This is a genomic window from Bacteroides sp. 1001136B_160425_E2 (genome assembly GCF_015559655.1).
Classification (GTDB): Bacteria; Bacteroidota; Bacteroidia; order Bacteroidales; family Bacteroidaceae; genus Bacteroides; species Bacteroides luhongzhouii.
Genome location: NZ_JADMQH010000047.1, coordinates 1 through 3055 on the forward strand (window position 1 = coordinate 1; position 3055 = coordinate 3055).

3 protein-coding genes are annotated in these 3055 nt (G+C 38.1%); all 3 read left to right on the top strand.

The annotated features are described in order from the left end of the window. Nucleotides 1–1166: RHS repeat-associated core domain-containing protein (locus tag I2I04_RS22985; RefSeq protein ID WP_317192955.1), on the top strand; the 1166-nt coding region annotated here is incomplete at its 5' end. Continuing rightward, nucleotides 1166–2332, top strand: coding sequence for an Imm65 family immunity protein (locus I2I04_RS22990; protein WP_195655934.1), 1167 nt, complete (start codon nt 1166–1168; stop codon nt 2330–2332). The genes I2I04_RS22985 and I2I04_RS22990, both read left to right, overlap by 1 nt. A gap of 74 nt (nt 2333–2406) precedes the next feature. Beyond that, entirely contained in the window at nt 2407–2718 is a 312-nt protein-coding gene (locus tag I2I04_RS22995; RefSeq protein WP_185911567.1) for a JAB-like toxin 1 domain-containing protein, read from the top strand. Nucleotides 2719–3055 lie beyond the last annotated feature (337 nt).

Below are 3055 nucleotides of genomic sequence, written 5' to 3' on the forward strand. Positions count from 1 at the left end.
ATGCAAACGGTAATTTGACAAAAGATTTAAATAAGAACATTGTTGACATTCAATATAATTGTTTAAATTTGCCTAGTTGGGTGCTATTTAAGAATGGTGATAGCATTTCAAATTTATACAGTGGTGATGGAACTAAAGTGCGCACGGTACAGGTTGTTGGCGGCGATACGCTGACAACGGATTATTGCGGCGATGCGGTCTATGAAAATGGAGTGTTGGTGCGGTTGCTGACTGAAGTCGGGTATATCACTTTAGCTGATACTACCTACCATTACTTTATCAGGGATCATCAGGGCAATGTGCGTGTCGTTGTGGATGAGCATGGCAATGTGGAGGAAGTGAATGATTATTATCCTTTGGGCGGATTAATGTCTGCGAGTTCCCGGTGGAGTGTCCAGCCGTATAAGTATAACGGGAAAGAGCTGGAGACAGCGGGCGGACTGAATTGGTATGACTATGGTGCCAGACGGTATGATCCTGTGCTGGGGAGGTGGAACGGGGTAGATCCGTCCTGTGAGAAACACTACAGTTGGAGTCCTTATGCTTATTGTAAGAATAATCCGGTGTTAAGGGTAGATCCGGACGGGAAGGATGATTATACAATAAATGGTGCGGGGCAACTTTTTAGAACTTCAATAAACAATTTCTCATATGATAGATTGTTAAGTACTAAAAAAAATGTCCCGTCAATTATTGTAAATGATAAGGGGCTGCTTTCAGGAATGTATGCTGCGCAAAAGTCGAATAAGAATGCTGGAATAGAATATTACAATTCAACAGCGAATCTTAATGATGCAGTTGCTGTTTTTAAGTTTGGTGCGGATAACACAGATGCAGAGTGGAAGTTGGATGTGTATGATAACCAAGGGAGTAAAACTACTATTGTGGGTACTTCTGGCAGAGAAAGTAGTGTTTTTTCGGACGTGCAAGATAAATTAGGAGTTGAAGGCGATAAAATTGTGGATCTGCATTCGCATCCGTATAATAAAGTAGCTTCTGATAATGATATGAAGAATTTGAAAATCAATACCGGTGCTATTTATTATAGAGATGATAAAGAACTTTTGTTTTATAATAGCAAAAAATCTCGTATTGAGAATGAGACTTTTAAAATAAGTACAAGTAGCGAACTGTTGAAAAGGTTGAATGATAAATTTATGAAGTAATGAGAAATATATTTTTTAATTTGATGTTTTTGTTTGTTATGGTAGGCTGTGCGCAGCCTACTCTTAATAAAGTGCAGCAAGTGGTGGAAGCGCAATCCGAATTGCTTGTGGACTGTGGTTTGATACATAATAAATATGTGGTGCTATATGAATTGGCGGTGAATGATTCCAATCATATATATCTGATTTCGGACTCTGAATTTCCTGTGGAATCGCATTTGGAGTCACCTTCCAAAATCGTTCCATACAAGGATAAATATCTCTGCTTCATAGAATTGGACGAACAGGAGATGTCTGTGGCTGATATAAAAGAGATGACTGGGTATTCCGGTAATCCCATGATTGAAATAGACTATACCCCCAAATGGTGTGTAGTGATATCCAAGTTTGGAGAAAAAAGAGCATTGGTGGAGCTTTCATCGTATGAGGACTGGTCGTCATGGTTTGATATTGTGGAATTATGGCCATATTTGTCGGGGTATGTGGAAGACTATCCGGTACAGATGGGGGTGCTGTCCCATGACATTCAATTGGAACGTTATCCGGGTCTCTCGTTAAATGCAGATAGCATAAAGCGGGAACTATTTGATTGGAATGGCGTGAGGATAAAGAGTGTATATGGTCAAATGTATTTGAGGAATAATACGACTTCCACCGTTTGTCTGTCCTCAAGTACGAAAGAACACTATGCTGTTGTGAATGGTCGGGATAGCCTTTATTTATCCCTTTGCGATTCTTTGCCCATTGTCTTGAAGCCACTTGAAAGAAAGACAGTGGAATATAGAAGTTTGTCCGGTCAATCGGGTTCGTTTTTTTTTGAACATTTGGCATCCGAGAAAAATCCCTGGGAGTATTTTTATAATCTATTCTGCCGTTCAACCTATTGCCTGATGAATGTAAATGGGGAAGAACTGAAAACAAAAGTCATGTTTCACGATATTGGTAATTATGGGTTTGAGGTCACTTGTGAAAAGTTTGGAAAAGAAACTCTGTTCAGGATATTGAATCACGGCATATACGATAAGGAGGATAGAATAGAGAAAAATACTAAATTGTGGTGGACTGAATGGAACAACAGAAGTGAGGCAGACAGGCAAAAAATATCGGATGCTGTAGATGAAAAGTTAAGTGAGAAAAGGCAAAAAATAAATCCGGATAAAGAATGAACGTTTCATTGCGTTGATAATATAAGACGGACAGAATTGTTAATGTCCTATACGCTAGTGGAACAAGTGGGACAGTGTCGAGAATAAACCCTGAATGGAAGAATATTAGGGTATTTGACAAGTCTATTTTGCCTGCATTGAAAACAAACTTAGGCAATACTACCAGTGGCGTTAATTACTTTGCAGAAACATCCAGTGCGTATGATGCTGCCAATATCGCAACATTTAGTGTTGAGAATACCGGGGTTGAATGGAGATATACTGCCGGATACAGGGATGGAGAGAGGAAATATATCATAGGAAATAGTAGCCGTGATTATAGTGTTTCTACATTGGAAGGTATCAATAATAGGCCACTTGAAGGGTTTCAGCCAATCGTGGATTAATGTGTGGAAAATTAATACGATTCAACATTCATTACTCGATACATATAGATTTAGATTTTTAAGAGCCGGAATAAAATCAGATATTGGATGGATTGAGGCGAAATATAATTGGTCTACTAATTTATAAATAGTTATGTTTACATTGTTTGGCAATCTTTTTACTAGGCACAAAGTAATGCCGTGGGAAATAGATTTTTTGAAGTCTGTATTCTCAAAACTTCAAGGAAGTGAAAATTCTTTATTGTATGATCAAATAGTCGAAGGCACTATAAAATATTTTGTGTAAATGGAAATACGGGATTCAAGTTTGAGTCTCGTATTTTTTATTTTATACATT

Coding starts and splice junctions, on each gene's coding strand:
- I2I04_RS22990 (WP_195655934.1), top strand. CDS start 1,166: ATGAGAAATATATTTTTTAATTTGATGTTTTTGTTTGTTATGGTAGGC.